Source organism: Streptomyces peucetius, assembly GCF_025854275.1.
Lineage (GTDB): Bacteria > Actinomycetota > Actinomycetes > Streptomycetales > Streptomycetaceae > Streptomyces > Streptomyces peucetius_A.
In genome coordinates, this window is the sequence record NZ_CP107567.1 from 7,869,877 (window position 1) to 7,890,046 (window position 20,170).

The 20,170-nt window shown below is 71.3% G+C and carries 2 protein-coding genes (1 of these 2 cut by a window edge); both read left to right on the forward strand.

The window, feature by feature from the left end:
* The gene (locus OGH68_RS35470; RefSeq protein WP_264249690.1) at positions 1-17,823 is read left to right on the forward strand and encodes a type I polyketide synthase; all 17,823 of its coding nucleotides are present in this window, start codon (positions 1-3) and stop codon (positions 17,821-17,823) included.
* A protein-coding gene (locus OGH68_RS35475) for a type I polyketide synthase (protein WP_264249692.1) crosses the window boundary here: on the forward strand, positions 17,820-20,170 show its 5' end (the start). 8,797 nt of this gene lie beyond the right edge of the window; 2,351 of the gene's 11,148 nt are visible here — the first part of the coding sequence; it begins with the start codon at positions 17,820-17,822; the stop codon falls past the right edge of the window. Before OGH68_RS35470 ends, OGH68_RS35475 begins: the two co-directional genes overlap by 4 nt.

Genomic DNA, 20,170 nt, shown 5'->3' on the forward strand with positions numbered 1-20,170 from the left:
ATGAGCGTTGGCAGCACCGAATCCGAGCACGAGAAGCTCCTGCGATACCTCAAGCGGACGGCCGTCGATCTCAACGAGGCCAAGGCCCGGCTGCGCGAGTACGAGGACCGCGCGAGCGAGCCGTTGGCGATCGTGGGCATGAGCTGCCGCTACCCGGGCGGAGTGACCACCCCCGAGGGGCTGTGGGAGCTCGTGGCATCCGGTCGCGACGGCATGTCGCCGATGCCGTCCGACCGTGGCTGGGACCTCGAGAGGCTCTACGACCCGGACCCCGACCGGCTCGGCACGTCCTACTCGCGCGTGGGCGGCTTCATCGACGGGGTCAGCGACTTCGACGCCGAGTTCTTCGGCATCAGCCCGCGTGAGGCCACCGCGATGGACCCGCAGCAGCGGCTGCTGCTGGAGGCCGCGTGGGAGGCGTTCGAGGACGCCGGTATCGACCCGACGTCGCTGCGCGGCACTGACACCGGTGTCTTCTGCGGCGTCGGCGCATCTGACTACGCCGTCGGCCCGGCAGGCAGCCTTCCCCAGGTCGAAGGGCTCCGCCTGACCGGATCCACCTCGAGCGTGGTGTCCGGACGCATCTCCTACATCCTGGGCCTGGAAGGGCCGTCGGTGTCGGTGGACACGGCGTGCTCCTCCTCGCTCGTGGCACTGCACATCGCCGCGCAGTCCCTGCGCTCGGGTGAATGCTCCATGGCACTTGTCGGCGGCGTCACCGTGCTGTCCGGCCCGTTCCTGTTCGTCGAGTTCAGCCGCCAGCGGGCGCTGTCACCGGACGGACGCTGCAAGGCGTACTCGGCCTCCGCGGACGGCACCGGCTTCTCCGACGGCCTCGGCCTGGTGGTCGTGGAGCGGCTGTCGGACGCCCGCCGCAAGGGCCATCGTGTGCTGGCGGTGCTGCGCGGCAGCGCGGTGAACCAGGACGGTGCGAGCAACGGCCTGACCGCACCGAACGGTCCCTCACAGGAACGGGTCATCCGCCAGGCGCTCGCCAACGCAGGTCTGCGGCCGTCCGAGGTGGACGCGGTCGAGGGCCACGGCACGGGTACGAAACTCGGTGACCCGATCGAGGCGCAGGCGCTGCTGGCGACCTACGGCCGGGAGCGGGACGAGAGCGGCCCGCTGATGCTCGGGTCGATCAAGTCCAACATCGGCCACAGCTCGACTGCGGCCGGTGTCGCCGGTGTGATCAAGATGGTCATGGCGATGCGGCACGGCATGCTGCCGGCCACGCTGCACGTGAACGAACCGTCGCCGCACGTGGACTGGGCCTCGGGCGAGGTCGAGCTGCTGACCGAAGCGCGGGAATGGCCCGCCTCGGAGCAGCGTCCGCGCCGCGCGGGGGTTTCCTCCTTCGGCGTGAGCGGCACCAACGCCCACGTGATCCTCGAAGAGGCGCCCACCGAGGAACCGGCCGAGGAGCTGGCCACGAGCAACGAGCTTCCGGTGGTGCCGGTTGCGGTGTCCGGGCGCAGCCAGGCAGCCATGCGCGCACAGGCCGACCGCCTCCGGGCCCACCTTCTGGCGGAGCCGGAGGTGTCTCTCGGCGATGTCGCGTTCTCGGCGGTGACGACGCGGGCGCAACTCGAGCACCGTGCCGTGGTGGTCGCCACGGACCGGGATGCGCTGCTGAGCGGTCTCGAGGCGCTGTCCTCGGCCGAACCGGCCGAACACGTCGTCGAGGGCCGTGTCGAGGGCGGAAAGCCGGTGTTCGTGTTCCCGGGTCAGGGGGCGCAGTGGGCCGGTATGGCGGTGGAACTCCTCGATTCCTCTTCGGCGTTCGCCGAGCAGATGGCGGCGTGTGACGAGGCGCTGTCCGCGTTCGTGGACTGGCGTGTGGTGGATGTGCTGCGTGAGGTGGAGGGTGCGCCGTCGCTGGAGCGGGTGGATGTGGTCCAGCCGGTGTTGTGGGCGGTGATGGTTTCGCTGGCGGGTCTGTGGCGGGCCCATGGGGTGGAGCCGTCGGCGGTGGTGGGGCACTCGCAGGGCGAGATCGCCGCCGCGTGTGTGGCGGGCGGGTTGTCGTTGGAGGACGGTGCGCGGGTGGTGGCGTTGCGCAGCCGTCTGGTGCGTGAGCGTCTGGCCGGCCTGGGCGGCATGGTGTCGGTCGCGCTGCCGGTGGAGCAGGTCGAGGAACTACTCCTCCCGTTCGAGGGCCGGGTGTCGGTGGCGGCGGTGAACGGCCCGGCGGCGGTGGTGATCGCGGGCGAGCCGGGTGCGCTGGACGAGATCGTCGCCGGCTGCGAGCGCGAGAGTATCCGGGCGCGTCGGGTGGCGGTGGACTACGCCTCCCACTCGGTGCAGGTGGAGACCATCGAGGCGGAACTGCTGAAGGTCCTGGCGCCTCTCGCGCCCGTGTCGGGACGCGTGCCCTTCTACTCCACGGCCATGGGCGGGTTTGTCGACACCGCGACGTTGGATGGCTCGTACTGGTACGGGAATCTGCGCGGCCGGGTCGGTTTCGAACCCGCCGTGCGGGCTCTGGCGGACAACGGGACGGGGTGTTTCCTGGAGATGTCGCCGCACCCGGTGCTGGCGATGGCGGTCGAGGAGACCCTGACCGCACACGGCGTCCAGGACCGTATCGGCGTGGTGGGTTCCCTGCGGCGTGGTGAGGGTGGTCTGCGCAGGTTCCTGCTGTCCCTGTCCGAAGCCCACACCACCGGCGTGACGGTCGACTGGACCGTCCTGTTCGACGGCAGCGGCGCCAAGCGCGTCGAACTGCCGACGTATGCCTTCCAGCGTGAGCGCTACTGGCTGAGCTCGGGAACCGGGGCCGGCGACGCGGCCGTGGCGGGCTTGGTCCGGGTGGAGCACCCGGTGCTGGGCGCCGCGGTGCAGATCGGCGACCGTGACGAGTGGGTGTTCGCCGGGCGGATCTCGCAGGACACCCAGCCCTGGACCCTTGACCACATGGTGCTGGGCACCGTGATCGTGCCGGGCATCGCGCTGGTGGAGATGGCGTTGACCGCCGGTCGCATGGCGGGCTGCGCGGTCGCGGACGAACTGGTGCTGGAAGCGCCGCTGGTCCTGGACGACGCCGCCGCGCGACAGGTCCAGGTCACCGTCGGCAGGGCGGGGGAGGACGGCCGCCGCGAGGTGGCGATCTACTCCCGCCCCGAGGGCGTGACCGAAGAAGAGCTGCGGGAAGCGACCTGCCACGGGCGTGGCTGGCTCGCCCCCGAGGCCGAGCCCACCGCCGAGTGGCGAGAGGTGTGGCCGCCAGAGGGCGCCGAAGAGGCGTCGGTCGATGCCCTCTACGCCGGCATGACGGACCTCGGCTACGACTACGGGCCGATGTTCCAGTGCGTGCGCGCCGCATGGCGCCGCGGCAACGAGGTCTTCGCGGAGATCGCACTGCCCGACGGCACCGACAACGGCGGGTTCGGCGTCCACCCCGGACTGCTCGACGCCGCCATGCACGGTGGTCTGCTGGGGAAGAAATCGGGCGACGGAGTGGTCCTGCCCTTCTCGTGGTCCGGGGTCCGCCTCGGCAACGGCGGCCCGACCCGGGCCCACGTGCGGGTCTCCCCGGCAGGCGACTCCGCGCTGCGGATCGACGTGGTCGGCGAGCAGGGCGAGCCCGTACTGCACATGGACAAACTCTTCTTCCGCCCGGTGGATGCGTCGCAGCTCGAGCGTGCTCGGGGTGGTGACAACTCGCTGTTCCAGGTGGACTGGGCCGAGGTGACGGCAGGGTCGTCCGCTTCGTCCGCGTCGGTGCGGGTGGCTGTCCTCGGTGAGGAGTTCGCCGATCTGCAGGCGTTGGAGTTGGCGCTCGCCGAGGGAGCGGAGGCTCCCGAGGTGGTCGTCGCAGCGTTCGAGACCCCGCTGGGTGAGGGGCCGGGGGCGGCGCAGGCGGCCGCGATCGAGACGCTGGCGCTGGTGCAGGGGTGGCTGGCGAGTGAGTGGCTGGGCGAGGCCCGGTTGATCGTGGCCACGCGTGACGGCGTCGGTGTCGGTGACGAGGTGCCGGATGTGGGGCTGGCGCCGGTGTGGGGTCTGGTGCGCAGTGCGCAGTCGGAGCATCCGGGCCGGTTCCTGCTCGTGGACCTCGACGACAACGAGGCTCCGGAGTGGGGCACGCTCGTTGGTCTGGACGAGCCGCAGTTGGCGGTGCGTGGTGGACGGTTGTTGGCGCCGCGGTTGGGTCGTGCGGGTGTGTCGTTGCCGGCGGGTGAGGCGTGGCGGTTGGCGGTGGGCCGGGCGGGTTCGCTGGAGGATCTGGCGCTGGTGCCGTCCGAGGGCGGGCGTGCGCTGGGTGTTGGCGAGGTCCGGGTGGGTGTCCGTGCGGCGGGCGTCAACTTCCGTGACGTGCTGATCGCGTTGGGGATGTATCCGGGTGAGGCGCCGTTGGGCAGTGAGGCTGCCGGTGTGGTGCTGGAGGTCGGCGCCCAGGTCACGGACCTGAGGCCGGGTGACCGGGTGTTCGGGTTTGTTCCTGAGGGGTTCGGTCCGGTGGCGGTGGCGGATCGGCGGATGGTGGTGCCGATGCCGTCGGGTTGGTCGTTCGTGCAGGCGGCGGCGGTGCCGGTGGTGCATCTGACGGCGTACTACGGGCTGGTTGATCGTGCGGGTGTGCGTGCGGGTGAGCGGGTGCTGGTGCACGCGGCGGCCGGTGGTGTGGGTATGGCCGCGGTGCAGTTGGCCCGTCATCTGGGTGCGGAGGTGTTCGCGACCGCGAGCGCGCACAAGTGGGACGCGGTGCGGGAGTTGGGTGTCGGGGAGGGGCGGATCGCCTCGTCGCGGGACCTCGCATTCCGGGAGGCGTTCCTGGAGGCGACCGGCGGCCAGGGCGTGGATGTGGTCCTCAACGCGCTGGCGGGTGAGTTCGTGGATGCCTCGCTGGATCTGCTGCCGCGTGGTGGCCGGTTCGTCGAGATGGGGAAGGCGGATGTGCGCGACCCCGAGGTCGTGGGCGCTGCCCACCCCGGCGTGCGCTATGAGTCGTTCGATCTGTTCGACGGGGCGGGGGTCGATCGGCTTCAGGAGATGCTGGTCGAGATCACGGCCTTGTTCGAGCAGGACGTGTTGTCCCATTCGCCGGTCCGGGCGTGGGATGTGCGTCAGGGGCGGGAGGCCTTCCGGTTCCTGCGCGAGGGCCGCAACGTCGGCAAGGTCGTCCTGACGGTTCCGCAGTCCCTGGACCCGCACGGCACGGTACTGATCACCGGTGGCACGGGTGGTCTGGGTGCGCTGTTTGCCAGGCACCTGGTCGAGCGCCACGGCGTCGGGGACCTGCTGCTGGTCAGCCGTCGCGGCGCGGCCGCCGACGGTGTGGCGGAACTGGTGGCCGAGTTGGCGGCGGCCGGCGCCACGGCGCGGGTCGAGGCCTGCGACGTCTCGGACCGCGACCAGCTCGCCGGACTGCTCGGCTCGTTGGACCGGCCGCTCACGGCGGTCGTACACGCCGCAGGCGTACTGGATGACGGTGTGATCGAGGCGATGACCGCCGAGCAGGTCGAGCGGGTGATGCGTCCGAAGGTGGACGCGGCGTGGCATCTGCACGAGCTGACCGCCGACATGGACTTGTCGGCGTTCGTACTGTTCTCCTCCGTCGCCGCACTGATCGGCAGCCCCGGCCAGGGCAACTACGCCGCCGCCAACGCCGCCTTGGACGCGCTCGCAGCCAAACGCCGCTCCGAGGGCCTGCCCGCCACCTCGCTGGCCTGGGGCCTGTGGGCCGACGCCACCGGCATGACCGGACAACTCGGCGAAGACGAGATCGAGAGGCTTGAACGACTGGGCGTCAGCGCCCTGCCCACCGAGCTGGGCCTGGACCTGTTCGACCAGAGCATGAGCGCCGACGCCACGCTGCTCGCACCGGTGCGGCTGGACATGGCCGTCCTCAGGTCCCGGGCAAGGGCCGGGATGCTGCCCCCGCTGCTGCGCGGCCTGGTCCGGATGCCGGCCCGCCGCACACAGGTGGGCGGCTCACTGGCGCAGCGCCTGGCAGGTGTGGCGGAGGCGGACCGCGAGCGGGTGGTACTGGAACTGGTGCAGACACAGGTCGCATCCGTCCTCGGGCACGCCTCGTCCGCCGCGATCGACCCCGACCGGGCCTTCAAGGAACTCGGCTTCGACTCCCTGAGCGCGGTCGAACTGCGCAACCGGCTCACCCAGTCCACCGGACTGCGGCTGCCCGCCACCCTCGTGTTCGACCACCCGACTCCGGTGGCCGCCGCACGCATGCTGCTCACCTCGATCGGGGACATCGAGGCCCCTCGCCCGGTGGTGCAGCTGCGGTCGCAGCAGACGGAGACCGACGAGCCGCTGGCGATCGTCGGCATGAGCTGCCGCTACCCGGGCGGAGTGACCTCCCCCGACGGCCTGTGGGAGCTGGTCGCCTCCGGTCGCGACGCGATCTCGGGCCTGCCCACCGACCGTGGCTGGGACCTGGAGGGACTCTACGACCCGGACCCGGACCACCCGGGCACCTCATACACACGCAGTGGCGGATTCGTCGACACCGTCGCCGACTTCGACGCGGAGTTCTTCGGGATCAGCCCGCGCGAGGCACTGTCCATGGACCCGCAGCAGCGGCTGCTGCTGGAGACCGCGTGGGAGGCGTTCGAGGACGCGGGTATCGACCCGACGTCCCTGCGCGGCAGCGACACCGGTGTCTTCTGCGGCGCGGTCACCTCGGACTACGGCGGCGCCACGATGCTGCCGGAGATGGAGGGCTACCGCCTGACCGGCACGACCACGAGTGTGCTGTCCGGCCGTATCTCCTACACCCTCGGCCTGGAGGGCCCGGCCGTCACCGTGGACACCGCGTGCTCCTCCTCGCTGGTGGCGCTGCACATGGCGGCGCAGTCCCTGCGGTCGGGCGAGTGCTCGATGGCACTGGTCGGCGGCGTGTCCGTGATGACCGGGCCCAACCTGCTGATCGACTTCAGCCGTCAGCGCGGTCTGGCGCCGGACGGGCGCTGCAAAGCGTACGCCGCGTCCGCGGACGGCACCGGCTTCTCCGACGGCCTGGGCCTAGTGGTCGTGGAGCGGCTGTCGGAGGCCCGCCGCAAGGGCCACCGGGTCCTGGGCCTGCTGCGTGGCAGTGCGGTGAACCAGGACGGTGCGAGCAACGGTCTGACCGCGCCGAACGGTCCCTCGCAGGAGCGGGTGATCCGCCAGGCGCTCGCCAACGCGGGCCTGAGCGCTGCGGAGGTGGACGCGGTCGAGGGCCACGGCACCGGTACGAAGCTGGGTGACCCGATCGAGGCGCAGGCGCTGCTGGCGACCTACGGCCAGGAGCGCGCCGGCGACCCGCTGCTGCTCGGGTCGATCAAGTCCAACATCGGTCACAGCTCCACCGCCGCGGGTGTCGCCGGTGTGATCAAGATGGTCATGGCGATGCGGCACGGCATGCTGCCGGCCACGCTGCACGTGGACGAGCCGTCCCCGCACATCGACTGGACCTCCGGCGAGGTCGAGCTGCTGACCGAGGCCCGGGAATGGCCCGCCTCGGAGCAGCGTCCCCGCCGCGCGGGCGTCTCCTCCTTCGGCGTGAGCGGCACCAACGCCCACGTCATTCTCGAAGAGGCGCCGGCCGAGGAGAGCGTTGATGCTCCGGCCGACGGCGCCGGGCTTCCGGTCGTGCCGGTGGTGGTGTCGGCGAAGTCTGCGGTGGCGTTGCGGGAGCAGGCGGCTCGTCTGCGGGCGCACCTTGTGGCGGAGCCGGAGGTGTCCCTGGGTGATGTTGCGTTTTCGGCGGTGATGTCGCGGGCGCGGTTGGAGCATCGTGGTGCGGTGGTCGCGGCCGGTCGTGAGGAGTTGCTGGCGGGGCTTGCGGCTCTGGCTGTGGGTGAGTCGGCTGCGGGTGTGGTCGAGGGTCGTGTGGTGGGTGGCAGGACGGCGTTCCTGTTCACGGGTCAGGGGTCTCAGCGGGCTGGTATGGGTGTGGGGCTGGCGGCGGTGTTCCCGCGGTTCGGCGAGGTGTTGGACGAGGTGTGCGCGGAGTTGGATCCGCGGGTGGGTTGTTCGGTTCGGGAGTTGTTGGAGGCTCAGGAGGGTTCGGCGGGGGCTTTGTTGCTGGATGCGACGGAGTTCACGCAGGTGGCGTTGTTCGCGGTGGAGGTGGCGCTGTTCCGTCTGGTCGAGTCGCTGGGTGTGTGTCCGGATTATGTGATCGGGCATTCGGTGGGGGAGATTGCGGCGGCTCATGTGGCGGGGGTGTTGTCGCTGGCGGATGCGTGTGAGCTGGTGGTGGCGCGTGGTCGTTTGATGGGGGGGTTGCCGGCTGGTGGTGCGATGGTCGCGGTGCAGGCCGGTGAGGTGGAGGTGGCGGAGTCGCTGGTCGGGTTCGTGGGCCGGTTGGAGATCGCGGCGGTGAACGGGCCGCGGGCGGTGGTCGTGTCGGGTGATGCGGATGCGGTCGAGGAGTGGTTGGCGGGGTGGCAGGGGCGTAAGGCGACGCGGTTGCGGGTCAGTCATGCGTTCCACTCGCCGCGGATGGAGCCGATGCTCGCCGAGTTCGAGGAGATTGCCCGGGGCTTGTCCTATTCGGTGCCGCGGATTGCGTTGGTGTCGAATATGACCGGTGGGCTGGTGTCGGCGGAGGTGGCGGATCCGGAGTACTGGGTGCGTCATGTGAGGCAGGCGGTGCGGTTCGCCGACGGCGTGCAGACCCTGTGGGATCTGGGGGTGCGCCGGTTCCTGGAGCTGGGTCCGGACGGTGTGCTGACCGCGATGGCACGCCAGTGCCTGGAGGACGGCGAGGCCCGGGACGTGGATGTGGATGCTGTGTTGGTGTCGGCGTTGCGGGCCAAGCAGGAGGAGGCGTCGACGTTTGCCGGGTTCCTGGCCCGGGCGCACATCGCCGGGGTGCAGGTGGACTGGAACGCACTGTTCCAGGGCACGGGTGCCAGGCGGGTGGAGCTGCCGACGTATGCGTTCCAGCGGGAGCGGTACTGGCTGTCCCCGGGCACGGGCGCGGGTGACGCTGCGGCGGCAGGTCAGAGCCGTATCGGACACCCGATCCTGTCGGCCGCGGTGCAGGTCGGCGACCGCGACGAATGGGTGCTCACCGGACGCCTGTCCACCGACACCCAACCCTGGACCCGTGACCACGTCGTGCTGGACACCGTGATCGTGCCCGGCACCGCCCTGGTCGAGCTCGCGCTCACCGCCGGCCGCCAGGCCGACACCCCCGTGGTCGACGAACTCGTCATGGAGGCACCACTCCTCCTCGACGAAGGCGTCACGGTCCAGATCCAGGTCACCGTCGGCCGGGCGGGGGAGGACGGCCGCCGCGAGGTGGCGATCTACACCCGCCCGGAGACCGGCGAGGACGACGAGCAGGACACGACCTGCCACGCCCGCGGCCTGCTCGCACCCGACACCGAACCCGAAGACGAGTGGACCGACGAGTGGCCCGTCGAGTGGCCGCCTGCAGACGCCGAAGAGGCGTCGGTCGACGCGCTCTACGCCGGCATGACGGACCTCGGCTACGACTACGGCCCCGTCTTCCAGGGCGTGCGTGCGGTGTGGCGCTCCGGTGACGACGTCTACGCCGAGGTCTCGCTGCCGGGTGACACCGGCGGTGAAGGCTTCGGCATCCACCCGGCCCTCTTCGACGCCGCCATGCACGGCGGTCTGCTGAAGCAGGGCGAGGACGTGTCCGCGGTGTTGCCGTTCTCCTGGTCGGGCGTGCGGCTCGGCAAGCTGGGGCTGTCCCGGGTACGGGCACGCATCCGCCCGGCGGACGGCAGCGCGCTGCGCGTCGAGATCGTCGGCGAGCAGGGCGAGCCGGTGCTGAGCATGGCGCAGCTCGACATGCGACCCGTGGAACAGGCGCAGCTGGACAGCGGTCAGCGCACCAAGCAGAACTCCCTGTTCCAGCTCGACTGGGCCGAAGTCACGGCTGCGTCGCCCGCTTCGTCGGCGTCGGTACGGGTGGCTGTCCTCGGCGACGAGTTCGCCGACCTGGACGCGTTGGAGTCGGCGGTGGTCGAGGGTGCTCAGGCGCCTGAGGTGGTCGTGGCCCCGGTCGGGGCTCCGGCCGGTACCGCCGACCCGGCGGAGGCGGCGCGTACGGCCGCGGCCGGTGCGCTGGCCCTGGTGCAGCGGTGGCTGGCGAGTGAGTGGGCGGGTGAGGCGCGGCTGGTCGTGGCCACCCGGGGTGCCGCCGTGGTCGGCGAGGAGACGCCGGATGTGGCGCAGGCTTCGGTGTGGGGTCTGGTGCACAGCGCGCAGGCCGAACACCCGGGCCGGTTCCTGCTCGTGGACCTCGACAATGAGGCTCCGGAGTGGGGGGCGCTGCTCGGCCTGGACGAGCCGCAGCTCGCCGTGCGCGGCGGCCGGCTGCTCGCCCCGCGCCTGGCGCGCGTGTCGAAGGCACCGGACGCCATGCCCGCCATGGACGGCACCGTCCTGATCACCGGCGGCACCAGTGGCCTGGGCGCTCTGTTCGCCAGGCACCTGGCCGAGCACCACGGGGTGCAGCAACTGCTGCTGGTGAGCCGTCGCGGCCCTGAGGCAGAGGGTGTCGCCGAGCTGGTCGCCGAGCTGGAGACGGCCGGCGCCACGGCGCGGGTCGAAGCGTGCGACGTCTCCGACCGCGACCAGCTCGCCGGACTGCTCGGCTCGTTGGACCGGCCGCTCACGGCGGTCGTACACGCCGCAGGCGTACTGGACGACGGTGTGATCGAGGCGATGACCGCCGAGCAGGTCGAGCGGGTGATGCGCCCGAAGCTCGACGCGGCGTGGCATCTGCACGAGCTGACCGCCGACATGGACCTGTCGGCGTTCGTACTGTTCTCCTCCTCCGCCGCACTGATCGGCAGCCCCGGCCAGGGCAACTACGCCGCCGCCAACGCGGGCCTCGACGCGCTCGCCCACCTGCGCCGCGCCGAAGGGCAGCCGGCGAGCTCCCTGGCCTGGGGTCTCTGGTCGGAAGCCGGCGGCATGTCCGGCGAGCTGGCCGAGGCCGACCGAACCCGACTGGCGCGGATGGGCATCAGCGCCATAGCCGCCGAGCTCGGACGCGGACTGTTCGACCAGGCGCTCGGTCTCGACGCGGCGCTGCTCGCGCCGGTCCAGCTGGACCTGGCCGCGATCAGGGCCCAGGCCCGCGCGGGCCTGCTACCGCCGCTGCTGCGCGGGCTGGCACCCGAGCCGGCCCGCCGCGCCGACTCCGGTGTGTCGCTGGCGCAGCGTCTGGCAGGTGTGGCGGAGGCGGACCGCGAGCGGGTGGTGCTGGAGCTGGTGCAGGCGCAGGTCGCATCCGTCCTCGGGCACGCCTCGTCCGCCGCGATCGACCCGGAACGGGCCTTCAAGGAACTCGGCTTCGACTCCCTGAGCGCGGTCGAACTGCGCAACCGGCTCACCCAGTCCACCGGCGTACGGCTGCCCGCCACCCTCGTGTTCGACCACCCGACGCCGATGGCGATCACCCGACTGCTCCTGTCCGAGATCGGTGGCATCGCCGCGGCCGTGCCGCAGCCCGCCGTACGGCGGCGCCGGACGGAGACCGACGAGCCGCTGGCGATCGTCGGCATGAGCTGCCGCTACCCGGGCGGGGTGACCTCGCCGGAGGACCTGTGGGAGCTGGTCGCCTCGGGCGGCGACGGCATCTCGGGCCTGCCCACCGACCGTGGCTGGGACCTGGAGAGGCTCTACGACCCGGACCCGGAGCGACTCGGGACCATCTACACCAGCGGTGGAGGCTTCCTCGACGGTGTCGCCGACTTCGACGCGGAGTTCTTCGGGATCAGCCCTCGCGAGGCGCTGGCCATGGACCCGCAGCAGCGGCTGCTGCTGGAGGCCGCGTGGGAGGCGTTCGAGGACGCGGGCATCGACCCCACCTCCCTGCGCGGCAGTGACACCGGTGTGTTCTGCGGTGTCGGCTCTTCCGACTACGCCGCGGTGCCCGCCGGCGGCCTGCCTCAGGTCGAGGGCTTCCGGCTGACCGGCGCGACGACCAGTGTCGTCTCCGGCCGCATCTCCTACACCCTCGGGCTGGAAGGACCGTCGGTGTCGGTCGACACGGCGTGCTCCTCCTCGCTGGTGGCGCTGCACATGGCGGCGCAGTCCCTGCGGTCCGGCGAGTGCTCGATGGCACTGGTCGGCGGCGTGACCGTGATGGCCGGACCGTTCGTACTGATGGAGTTCAGCCGTCAGCGCGGTCTGGCGCCGGACGGACGCTGCAAGGCGTACTCGGCCTCCGCGGACGGCACCGGCTTCTCCGACGGCCTGGGCCTGGTGGTCGTGGAGCGGCTGTCGGAGGCCCGCCGCAAGGGCCACCGGGTCCTGGGCCTGCTGCGTGGCAGTGCGGTGAACCAGGACGGTGCGAGCAACGGTCTGACCGCGCCGAACGGTCCCTCGCAGGAGCGGGTGATCCGCCAGGCGCTCGCCAACGCCGGACTGACTCCCGCGGAGATCGACGCGGTCGAGGGCCACGGCACCGGCACGAAGCTGGGTGACCCGATCGAGGCGCAGGCGCTGCTGGCGACCTACGGCCAGGAGCGGAAGAGCGGTCCGCTGCTCCTCGGATCGGTCAAGTCGAACATCGGACACACGGCCACGGCGGCCGGTGTGGCCGGTGTGATCAAGATGGTCATGGCGATGCGGCACGGTGTGCTGCCGGCCACGCTGCACGTGGACGAACCGTCTCCGCACGTGGACTGGTCGGCGGGCGAGGTCGAGCTGCTGACCGAGGCCCGGGAATGGCCCGCCTCGGAGCAGCGTCCCCGCCGCGCGGGCGTCTCCTCCTTTGGCGTGAGCGGCACCAACGCCCACGTGATCCTCGAAGAGGCACCCGCCGAGAGGACGACGCCGACGAAGAAGCCGCAGTCTGCCGAGTCGGCCGCGTCCTCGTCGCCTGGCGTCGTACCGGTGGTGGTGTCGGCGAAGTCCGCGGTGGCGTTGCGGGAGCAGGCTGCTCGTCTGCGGGAGCGTCTGCTTGCTGAACCCGATGTGTCCCTGGGTGATGTTGCGTTTTCGGCGGTGATGTCGCGGGCGCGGTTGGAGCATCGTGGTGCGGTGGTCGCGGCCGGTCGTGAGGAGTTGCTGGCGGGGCTTGCGGCTCTGGCTGTGGGTGAGTCGGCTGCGGGTGTGGTCGAGGGTCGTGTGGTGGGTGGCAGGACGGCGTTCCTGTTCACGGGTCAGGGGTCTCAGCGGGCTGGTATGGGTGTGGGGCTGGCGGCGGTGTTCCCGCGGTTCGGCGAGGTGTTGGACGAGGTGTGCGCGGAGTTGGATCCGCGGGTGGGTTGTTCGGTTCGGGAGTTGTTGGAGGCTCAGGAGGGTTCGGCGGGGGCTTTGTTGCTGGATGCGACGGAGTTCACGCAGGTGGCGTTGTTCGCGGTGGAGGTGGCGCTGTTCCGTCTGGTCGAGTCGCTGGGTGTGTGTCCGGATTATGTGATCGGGCATTCGGTGGGGGAGATTGCGGCGGCTCATGTGGCGGGGGTGTTGTCGCTGGCGGATGCGTGTGAGCTGGTGGTGGCGCGTGGTCGTTTGATGGGGGGGTTGCCGGCTGGTGGTGCGATGGTCGCGGTGCAGGCCGGTGAGGTGGAGGTGGCGGAGTCGCTGGTCGGGTTCGTGGGCCGGTTGGAGATCGCGGCGGTGAACGGGCCGCGGGCGGTGGTCGTGTCGGGTGATGCGGATGCGGTCGAGGAGTGGTTGGCGGGGTGGCAGGGGCGTAAGGCGACGCGGTTGCGGGTCAGTCATGCGTTCCACTCGCCGCGGATGGAGCCGATGCTCGCCGAGTTCGAGGAGATTGCCCGGGGCTTGTCCTATTCGGTGCCGCGGATTGCGTTGGTGTCGAATATGACCGGTGGGCTGGTGTCGGCGGAGGTGGCGGATCCGGAGTACTGGGTGCGTCATGTGAGGCAGGCGGTGCGGTTCGCCGACGGCGTGCAGACCCTGTGGGATCTGGGGGTGCGCCGGTTCCTGGAGCTGGGTCCGGACGGTGTGCTGACCGCGATGGCACGCCAGTGCCTGGAGGACGGCGAGGCCCGGGACGTGGATGTGGATGCTGTGTTGGTGTCGGCGTTGCGGGCCAAGCAGGAGGAGGCGTCGACGTTTGCCGGGTTCCTGGCCCGGGCGCACATCGCCGGGGTGCAGGTGGACTGGAACGCACTGTTCCAGGGCACGGGTGCCAGGCGGGTGGAGCTGCCGACGTATGCGTTCCAGCGGGAGCGGTACTGGCTGTCCCCGGGCACGGGCGCGGGTGACGCTGCGGCGGCAGGTCAGAGCCGTATCGGACACCCGATCCTGTCGGCCGCGGTGCAGGTCGGCGACCGCGACGAATGGGTGCTCACCGGACGCCTGTCCACCGACACCCAACCCTGGACCCGTGACCACGTCGTGCTGGACACCGTGATCGTGCCCGGCACCGCCCTGGTCGAGCTCGCGCTCACCGCCGGCCGCCAGGCCGACACCCCCGTGGTCGACGAACTCGTCATGGAGGCACCACTCCTCCTCGACGAAGGCGTCACGGTCCAGATCCAGGTCACCGTCGGCCGGGCGGGGGAGGACGGCCGCCGCGAGGTGGCGATCTACACCCGCCCGGAGACCGGCGAGGACGACGAGCAGGCGGAAACCACCTGCCACGCCCGAGGCCTGCTCGCACCCGACACCGAACCCGAAGAAGGATGGTGGGTCGCCTGGCCGCCCGTCGGCGGTGAGGAGGCGTCGGTCGACGCGCTCTACGCCGGCATGACGGACCTCGGCTTCGACTACGGCCCCGTCTTCCAGGGTGTACGGGCGGTGTGGCGCTCCGGTGACGACGTCTACGCCGAGGTCTCGCTGCCGGGTGACACCGGCGGCGAAGGCTTCGGGATCCACCCGGCCCTCTTCGACGCGTCGCTGCACGGCGGTCTCCTGGGCAAGGGCCCCCGGGAAGGAGCGGTGCTGCCGTTCTCCTGGTCGGGCGTCCGGCTCGGCACACCGGGCCTCTCGCGGGTCCGCGCCCGCATCCGCTCGGCAGGTGAGTCCGCGTTCCGGATCGACATCGCCGGCGAGCAGGGCGAGCCCGTACTGAGCATGGTGCGGTTCGACATGCGTCCGGTGGATGCGTCGCAGCTCGAGCGTGCTCGGGGTGGTGACAACTCGCTGTTCCAGGTGGACTGGGCTGAGATCCAGGCCGCGCCTGCCGCGTCGGCTCGGGTTGAGGTGCTCGGTGAGGAGTTCGCCGATCTGCAGGCGTTGGAGCTGGCGCTCGCCGAGGGTGCCCAGGCGCCTGAGGTGGTCGTCGCCCTGATGGGGGCGCACACCGGTGAGGTGGCCGAGTCGGTGCGGGCGGCCGCGGCCGAGGCGCTGGCGCTGGTGCAGGGGTGGCTGGCCAGTGAGTGGCTGGGCGAGGCGCGGCTGATTGTGGCGACCCGTAACGGCATCGGTGTCGGTGACGAGGTGCCGGATGTGGGGCTGGCGCCGGTGTGGGGTCTGGTGCGCAGTGCGCAGTCGGAGCATCCGGGCCGGTTCCTGCTCGTGGACCTGGACGACAACGAGGCTCCGGAGTGGGGCACGCTCGTTGGTCTGGACGAGCCGCAGTTGGCGGTGCGTGGTGGACGGTTGTTGGCGCCGCGGCTGGGTCGTGCGGGTGCGTCGTTGCCGGCGGGTGAGGCGTGGCGGTTGGCGGTGGGCCGGGCGGGTTCGCTGGAGGATCTGGCGCTGGTGCCGTCCGAGGGCGGGCGTGCGCTGGGTGTGGGCGAGGTCCGGGTCGCGGTCCGTGCGGCGGGCGTCAACTTCCGTGACGTGCTGATCGCGTTGGGGATGTATCCGGGTGAGGCGCCGTTGGGCAGTGAGGCTGCCGGTGTGGTGCTGGAGGTCGGCGCCCAGGTCACGGACCTGAGGCCGGGTGACCGGGTGTTCGGGTTTGTTCCTGAGGGGTTCGGTCCGGTGGCGGTGGCGGATCGGCGGATGGTGGTGCCGATGCCGTCGGGTTGGTCGTTCGTGCAGGCGGCGGCGGTGCCGGTGGTGCATCTGACGGCGTACTACGGGCTGGTTGATCGTGCGGGTGTGCGTGCGGGTGAGCGGGTGCTGGTGCACGCGGCGGCCGGTGGTGTGGGTATGGCCGCGGTGCAGTTGGCCCGTCATCTGGGTGCGGAGGTGTTCGCGACCGCGAGCGCGCACAAGTGGGACGCGGTGCGGGAGTTGGGTGTCGGGGAGGGGCGGATCGCCTCGTCGCGGGACCTCGCATTCCGGGAGGCGTTCCTGGAGGCGACCGGCGGCCAGGGCGTGGATGTGGTCCTCAACGCGCTGGCGGGTGAGTTCGTGGATGCCTCGCTGGATCTGCTGCCGCGTGGTGGCCGGTTCGTCGAGATGGGGAAGGCGGATGTGCGCGACCCCGAGGTCGTGGGCGCTGCCCACCCCGGCGTGCGCTATGAGTCGTTCGATCTGTTCGACGGGGCGGGGGTCGATCGGCTTCAGGAGATGCTGGTCGAGATCACGGCCTTGTTCGAGCAGGACGTGTTGTCCCATTCGCCGGTCCGGGCGTGGGATGTGCGTCAGGGGCGGGAGGCCTTCCGGTTCCTGCGCGAGGGCCGCAACGTCGGCAAGGTCGTCCTGACGGTTCCGCAGTCCCTGGACCCGCACGGCACGGTACTGATCACCGGTGGCACGGGTGGTCTGGGTGCGCTGTTTGCCAGGCACCTGGTCGAACGCCACGGCGTCGGGGACCTGCTGCTGGTCAGCCGTCGCGGCGCGGCCGCCGACGGTGTGGCGGAACTGGTCGCCGAGTTGGCGGCGGCCGGCGCCACGGCGCGGGTCGAGGCCTGCGACGTCTCGGACCGCGACCAGCTCGCCGGACTGCTCGGCTCGTTGGACCGGCCGCTCACGGCGGTCGTACACGCCGCAGGCGTACTGGATGACGGTGTGATCGAGGCGATGACGCCGGAGCAGGTCGAGCGGGTGATGCGTCCGAAGGTGGACGCGGCGTGGCATCTGCACGAGCTGACCGCCGACATGGACTTGTCGGCGTTCGTACTGTTCTCCTCCGTCGCCGCACTGATCGGCAGCCCCGGCCAGGGCAACTACGCGGCGGCGAACGCGACGTTGGACGCGCTCGCGGCGAAGCGGCGTGCCGAAGGGCTGGCGGCGACGTCCCTGGCCTGGGGCCTGTGGGCGGAAGCCGGCGGCATGGCCGGACAACTGGGCGAAGGCGAGATCGAGAGGCTCGAACGACTGGGCGTCGGTGCGCTCTCCGCCGAGCTGGGGCTCGGGCTGTTCGACCAGGCGCTCGGATCCGATGCCCCGCTGCTGGCGCCCGTGCGGCTGGACATGGCCGCGCTCCGTTCCCGGGCAAGGGCCGGGATGCTGCCCCCGCTGCTGCGCGGCCTGGTCCGGATGCCGGCCCGCCGCGCCGACTCCGGTGTGTCGCTGGCGCAGCGCCTGGCAGGTGTGGCGGAGGCGGACCGCGAGCGGGTGGTGCTGGAGCTGGTGCAGGCGCAGGTCGCATCCGTCCTCGGGCACGCCTCGTCCGCCGCGATCGACCCGGAACGGGCCTTCAAGGAGCTGGGCTTCGACTCGCTGAGCGCCGTCGAGCTCCGCAACCGGCTCACCCAGTCCACCGGACTGCGGCTGCCGGCGACGCTGGTCTTCGACCACCCGAACCCGGCGGCGATCGCACAGTTCCTGCTCTCCGAGGCCCAGGTGGACGGCGCGACGAGCGCGCCCCGGTCCGAGGACGACGAGATCCGCGCCGTGCTGGCGTCGATCCCGATCGGCCGTCTCCGCAAGGCGGGCCTGATCGACACCCTGCGTGAACTGGCAAGTAATGACCTGACGGACCTGACCGACGATGCGCCTGAGGACGGGGCGCCCGCATCGATCGACGACATGGACGCCGAAGCCCTGATCCGGATGGCCCAGGAGGACATCGCATGACCGAAAAGAACGACCTCGTAGACGCCCTCCGGAAATCGCTCAAGGAAACCGACCGTCTCCGCCAGCTCAACCGGCGGCTGCTGGCACAGTCGAGTGAGCCGTTGGCGATCGTCGGCATGAGCTGCCGCTACCCGGGCGGGGTGACCTCGCCGGAGGACCTGTGGGAGTTGGTGGCCTCCGGTCGCGATGCGATCTCGGGCCTGCCCACCGATCGCGGTTGGGACCTGGAACGCCTCTACGACCCGGACCCGGACCAGTCCGGGACGATCTACACCAGTGGCGGCGGTTTCGTCGACGGTGTCGCCGACTTCGACGCGGAGTTCTTCGGGATCAGCCCGCGCGAGGCGCTGGCCATGGACCCCCAGCAGCGACTGCTGCTGGAGGCCGCGTGGGAGGCGTTCGAGTACGGCGGTATCGACCCGACGTCGCTGCGCGGCAGTGACACGGGCGTCTTCTGCGGTGTCGGAGCCTCGGACTACGCGGCTGTGCCGGGCAACCTGTCCCACGTCGAAGGGCTCCGCCTGACCGGAGGCACCGCGAGCGTGGCCTCCGGTCGCGTCTCCTACACCCTGGGCCTGGAAGGGCCGTCGGTGTCGGTCGACACGGCATGCTCCTCCTCGCTCGTGGCGCTCCACCTGGCGTCGCAGGCACTGCGATCGGGCGAGTGCTCGATGGCACTGGTCGGCGGCGTGACGCTGATGTCCGGCCCGTTCATGCTCACCGAGTTCAGCCGCCAGCGGGCGCTGTCGCCGGACGGGCGCTGCAAGGCGTACGCGGCGTCCGCGGACGGCACCGGCTTCTCCGACGGCCTGGGACTGGTGGTCGTGGAGCGACTGTCGGACGCACGCCGCAGAGGTCACCAGGTCCTCGGCCTGCTGCGCGGCAGCGCGATCAACCAGGACGGTGCGAGCAACGGTCTGACGGCCCCGAACGGTCCCTCGCAGGAACGGGTGATCCGCCAGGCGCTGTCCAACGCCGGTTTGAACGCTGCCGACGTCGACGCGGTGGAGGGTCACGGCACGGGTACGAAGCTGGGTGACCCGATCGAGGCGCAGGCGCTGCTGGCGACCTACGGCCGGGACCGGGACGGGAGCGGCCCGCTGCTGCTGGGGTCGGTCAAGTCCAACATTGGTCACAGCTCGGCGGCTGCGGGTGTGGCCGGTGTGATCAAGATGGTCATGGCGATGCGGCACGGCGTCCTGCCCAGGACGCTGCATGTGGACGAGCCGTCCCCGCACATCGACTGGTCGGCCGGTGACGTGGAGCTGCTGACGGAGGCGCGGGAGTGGTCGGCGTCGGAGCGTCCGCGCCGCGCGGGTGTGTCCTCCTTCGGTGTGAGCGGCACGAACGCGCACGTGATCTTGGAGGAGGCGCCCGCCGAGGAACCGGCCGAGGCGCCGGCCACGAGCACCGAGCTCCCGGTGGTGCCGGTGGTGGTGTCGGCGAAGTCTGCGGCGGCGTTGCGGGAGCAGGCCGCTCGTCTGCGGGCGCACCTTGTGGCGGAGCCGGAGGTGTCTCTCGGGGATGTCGCGTTCTCGGCGGTGACGACGCGGGCGCGGTTGGAGCATCGTGGTGCGGTGGTCGCGGCCGGCCGTGAGGAGTTGCTGGCGGGGCTTGCCGCTCTGGCTGCCGGGGAGCCGGCCGAGCATGTGGTCGAGGGCCGTGCGGTCGGTGGCAATCCGGTGTTCGTGTTCCCGGGTCAGGGGGCGCAGTGGGCCGGTATGGCGGTGGAACTCCTCGATTCCTCTTCGGCGTTCGCCGAGCAGATGGCGGCGTGTGACGAGGCGCTGTCCGCGTTTGTGGACTGGCGTGTGGTGGATGTGCTGCGTGAGGTGGAGGGTGCGCCGTCGCTGGAGCGGGTGGATGTGGTCCAGCCGGTGTTGTGGGCGGTGATGGTTTCGCTGGCGGGTCTGTGGCGGGCCCATGGGGTGGAGCCGTCGGCGGTGGTGGGGCACTCGCAGGGCGAGATCGCCGCCGCGTGTGTGGCGGGCGGGTTGTCGTTGGAGGACGGTGCGCGGGTGGTGGCGTTGCGCAGCCGTCTGGTGCGTGAGCGTCTGGCCGGCCTGGGCGGCATGGTGTCGGTGGGCCTGCCGGTGGAGCGGGTCGAGGAGCTGCTGGTTGCGTTCGAGGGCCGGGTGTCGGTGGCGGCGGTGAACGGCCCGGCGGCGGTGGTGATCGCGGGTGAGCCGGGTGCGCTGGACGAAATCGTCGCCGGCTGCGAGCGCGACGGTGTGCGGGCGCGTCGGGTGGCGGTGGACTACGCCTCCCATTCGGTGCAGGTGGAGACCATCGAGGCGGAACTGCTGAAGGTCCTGGCGCCCCTGACGCCGGTGTCGGGACGCGTGCC

Bases quoted from the DNA above. Each gene is read 5' to 3' on its own strand.
- OGH68_RS35470 (WP_264249690.1), top strand. From the start codon at position 1: ATGAGCGTTGGCAGCACCGAATCCGAGCACGAGAAGCTCCTGCGATAC.